4 protein-coding genes are annotated in these 4,276 nt (G+C 57.8%); 2 read left to right on the top strand and 2 right to left on the bottom strand.

The window, feature by feature from the left end:
• Together AC1DSG_RS28250 and AC1DSG_RS28245 are read left to right on the top strand one after the other, a co-directional pair.
• Nucleotides 1-747, top strand: a 747-nt coding sequence (locus tag AC1DSG_RS28250; RefSeq protein WP_477793813.1) for a phytanoyl-CoA dioxygenase family protein, incomplete at its 5' end; no start/stop codon positions are given.
• A 140-nt stretch (nucleotides 748-887) separates the two neighbouring features.
• Entirely contained in the window at nucleotides 888-1,793 is a 906-nt protein-coding gene (locus tag AC1DSG_RS28245) for an ABC transporter substrate-binding protein (protein ID WP_477793814.1), read from the top strand.
• Nucleotides 1,794-2,441: 648 nt separating this feature from the next.
• Here the strand turns inward: AC1DSG_RS28245 and AC1DSG_RS28240 are convergent.
• The gene (locus AC1DSG_RS28240) at nucleotides 2,442-3,230 is read right to left on the bottom strand and encodes an SDR family oxidoreductase (RefSeq protein WP_477793812.1); all 789 of its coding nucleotides are present in this window, start codon (nucleotides 3,228-3,230) and stop codon (nucleotides 2,442-2,444) included.
• 46 nt (nucleotides 3,231-3,276) lie between these two features.
• Nucleotides 3,277-4,276, bottom strand: a 1,000-nt coding sequence (locus AC1DSG_RS28235; protein WP_477793811.1) for an amino acid ABC transporter ATP-binding protein, incomplete at its 5' end; no start/stop codon positions are given.

Raw genomic sequence — 4,276 nt, 5'->3', positions numbered from 1 at the left:
TGCCTGCGCGGCGTCTTCAGCGACTGGATCGAGACCATTGCCGCCGGTATCGAGCGCAACCTCGCCGAGCCGGGTGTTTACGCCAGCCGATACGTCGAGAAGGATGACAAACCGGGGGGCTTTTTTGATGACTACTGCAACTGGCAGCGAATCCCCGAGTTCCGCGCCATGGTGCAAGAGTCACCTGCCGCCTCCGTCGCGGCAGCCGTCATGCGTTCGAACTCGGCACAGTTCTTTCATGATCATGTGCTGGTCAAGGAACCGGGCGCGCAGAAGGCCACGCCTTGGCATCAGGACATTCCCTACTATTTCGTCGAAGGCAATCAGAGCGTCAGTTTCTGGATACCGGTGGACCCGGTTCGCGAATCGACGCTGCGGCTTCTTGCCGGCTCACACCGTTGGGAGAAAGGGATAAAACCGGTGCACTGGGCCGATCAAAGTGATTTCTACCAGGACGCTGACGGTTACCGCGACGCGCCCGATCCGGATTCGGAAGAGGGTATGCAAGTACTCGAATGGGAGATGCAGCCTGGCGATGCAGTGCTGTTCGATTTCCGCACGGTGCATGGCGCCAGAGGCAATGCGTCGGCGCAACGGCGCCGAGTGTTGTCGCTTCGCTGGCTGGGCGACGATATCCGCTACATCGAGCGTCCAGGACGGACCTCACCACCGTATCCAGGGCATGCGATGCAGACCGGTCAGAGACTGCGCGAAGATTGGTTCCCGACGATACATCAAGGCGCTTGAGTTTCACGTTGTTCGCCACTGATGTGGCGAACATTTGCACTGCCATAATCCTGTTCACTGTGTTGGAGCGTGCGATTGTGAAAATTAGAAGAAACCTGATAGCCCCATTGCTTTCCCTCGGTCTGTTGGCGGGCAGTGGTATGTGCCAGGCCTCCGGTTGGTGCGAGTYGGGCAAGCCAGTGAAGTTTGCCGGACTCAATTGGGAAAGCGGCATGCTGCTCACCGATGTATTGCAGATAGTGCTCAAGCAAGGTTATGGCTGCGAGATCGACACGTTGCCGGGCAATTCCATCACCATGGAGAGCGCCCTGAGCAGCAATGACATTCAAGTGTTGGCGGAAGAATGGGTCGGTCGAAGCGAAGTCTGGAACAAGGCTGCGGACAGCGGGAAGGTCGTCGGGGTTGGCGCGCCGATCATTGGTGCAACCGAAGGCTGGTATGTGCCGCGGTATGTGGTCGAGGGCGAAGCCAAACGCAACCTCAAGCCCAAGGCCCCCGACTTGAAAAGCATCGCCGACCTGTCGCAGTACACCGGACTCTTCAAGGATCAGGAAGAGCCGGGCAAAGGGCGTTTTTACAACTGCCCGGCCGGCTGGACCTGCGAGCTGGAAAACAGCGAAATGCTTAAAAGCTACGGCCTCGAAGCGAGCTACACCAACTTCCGCCCAGGTACCGGCCCGGCCTTGGATGCCGCCGTCCTGTCGAGCTACAAGCGTGGCGAGCCGATTCTGTTCTATTACTGGTCACCGACGCCGTTGATGGGGCAAGTCGATCTGGTCAAGCTGGAAGAGAAACCAGGGGTCGATAAAAAAATCAGCATCAAAGTCGGGCTCTCCAGCATTTTCCACGAGCAGGCGCCAGAGCTGGTGACCGTGCTGGAGAAGGTCAATCTGCCGATCGACCTGTTAAACCAGAACCTGGCCCGCATGACTAAAGAACACATCGATTCTCCCAAGCTGGCGAGGATTTTCTTCAAGGAACACCCGGAAATCTGGCACACCTGGGTCAGTGAAGCGGCGGCGAAAAAAATCGACGCAACGCTCTAGCGCAATGCAGGGCATGGATGCCCTTTCTCTGATGTCATCCCACTCCTGTTACAGCGGAGACTGATCAGCCCCAGGCATCCTGAAGTTGCTCACGTAAGAACTCGATAAGTCGTTGGGTTTTTGCCGGGAGCAGCCGCGTCTCGGTGAGGACGTATTTGTCTGCGCCAGTGGCCCAATACCATCCCCGATCAACGGACATCGATTGTCATGAAATGACAACGCGCTGTCGCCAAATGCAATGTTGGCAGTCCCGCCGTCGATAAACTCTTTCTCATGGTGTGCGCTGCAAGCCCGGCTATTCGGCGGCTTGCAATGCCAGGCCGTATGACCGTCAGTCCTGAAAGAGAATAATAATATGTGCGTAGAACATTCGGTGCTTGCCGAAGGTTCCGACGATAAAGACGTCGAACCAACCCAGTGCTGTACACATTCACCCACCCAGAAGGAGGACGGAATATGGATCTCCGAAAGACGATGGCAGATTGGGTGCGCCTAGTCATGGCAAGCGCTGGCGGACTGGCGTTGTTGTCCCTGGTCTTCTGGTGGGAAGAGTACGAGATACTTCTGAACCGCCTGACCTGACTCGGCCAGCGACCTTCCTTATGGACTGAAGGTCGATCGCTGCCTGTGCAGAGAGTCCTGCCGCCATTATTGGCTGGAGCGAATGGCCCCGCCATCAATCAACAGGTTCTGCCCGGTCAGGTAGCCCGCATGGCTGCTGCAAACGAAGGCACACAATGCACCGAACTCCTCGGGTGAGCCGAAGCGTTTGGCGGGAATTTCGTGACGGCATTCGTCAAGGAATACCTCACTGTCTTGCCCCGACTCGTGGGCGGCCGCGACCAGGTTGTCACGCAGTCGATCGGTATCGAAGGAGCCCGGTTGCAGGTTGTTGATCGTCACATTCCGACTGGCAATGTTTTCTTGCCGGGCAAGCCCTGCGATGAACCCCGTCAGACCACTGCGCGCACCATTGGACAAACCCAGGCTTTCAATAGGGGACTTCACGGCACTCGAAGTGATGTTGATGATTCGGCCAAATCCACGTGTCGCCATGCCGTCGACGGTGGCCTTGATCAGCTCGATAGGGGTCAGCATGTTGGTATCCAGCGCCTTGAGCCAGGCGTCACGATTCCATTCGCGGAAATCCCCGGGAGGCGGGCCTCCGGCGTTGTTGATCAAAATATCGAAATGCTCATGGGCCATGAGCGCTGCGGCCCGACCCTCAGGCGTCGAAATGTCTCCGGCGACGGCGATGACCGTCACTTCAGGATTGATCGCTCTGAGCTGACGGGCTGTTTCATTCAGCGTCTGTTCGCCCCGAGCAGTGATCACCACGTTCACGCCTTCGTGGACCAGTGCCTGTGCGCAGGCTTTACCCAGACCCTTGCTGGCGGCGCAAACCAGCGCCCAGCGTCCCGCGATTCCAAGATTCATGGGCGTTTTCCTGACAGAGGGAAGCTTAAAGAAAGCGGTTGCCGATTCATGCAAGATCCACCGTTGCAGAGCGGTTTGGTGTTGGAGCATCGATGCCCATAAAGCGCCGCACACGCTCTCCTTCGGCTTCGCATCGTATGGTTTCAGGCGCGGCATCGAGTTGAATATTGCCGTTCTCCATGAAAATCACCCGGTCGGAGATCGACATGGCGAAGTCCATTTCGTGGGTCACGATCAGCATGGTCATGCCTTCCTTGGCCAGGTCGCGGATCACATTCAGCACGTCGTTGACCAGTTCCGGGTCGAGGGCCGAGGTCGGCTCGTCGAACAGCATGATCTGCGGCTCCATCGCCAGGGCCCGCGCGATTGCCACGCGCTGTTGCTGCCCGCCGGAGAGTTGATGCGGGTATTTGTGGGCATGGGCCAGCAGGCCGACTTTGTCCAGCAGCGCATAAGCACGATGTTCACTCAGCTCGCCCGGCTGGCCGTGATAACGCGGCGCCAGCGTGACGTTGTCGAGAATGGTGCGGTGCGGGAACAGGTTGAAGTTCTGGAACACCATGCCAATGTGCCGCACGCCCTTGCGCAAGCGGGAGCTATCGGGTTTGTCCGACGCTTCGATGAATGTTTCGCCGAACAACAGAATGTCGCCGGTATCGATGCTTTCCAGGCCGTTGACTGTGCGAATCAGCGACGTCTTGCCGGAACCGGATGGGCCAATGATCGAGACCACCTGGCCGTATTCGACAGTCAGGTCGATACCCAGCAGCACTTTGTGGGTGCCATAGCTCTTCTGGATGTTCTTCAGTTGCAGGATCGGCGTCAGGTTGTTGCCTGCTGCTTTACGCGCATTGTCTGGCAAGGCTTCGGCGCAGGCCTTGAGCTTGGCAACGGCGGTTGCGTCGAGTGTTTGCGGCTTGCGGAAGTTCAGGTCCAGGTAGCGCTCCAGACGCTGCAGGAAAAAGCCGAACACGGTAACGATCAATACGTAGTAGACGCCTACCGCCGCCAGGGTTTCCATGACCAGGAAGTTGGTGGCATAGAGG

The sequence above is a fragment of the Pseudomonas sp. P5_A12 genome (assembly GCF_056400685.1).
The sequence above is the reverse complement of the archived record's forward strand: the minus strand, read 5'-3'. Positions and strand labels throughout refer to the sequence as shown.

Bases quoted from the DNA above. Each gene is read 5' to 3' on its own strand.
- AC1DSG_RS28240 (WP_477793812.1), bottom strand. From the start codon at position 3,230: ATGAATCTTGGAATCGCGGGACGCTGGGCGCTGGTTTGCGCCGCCAGC.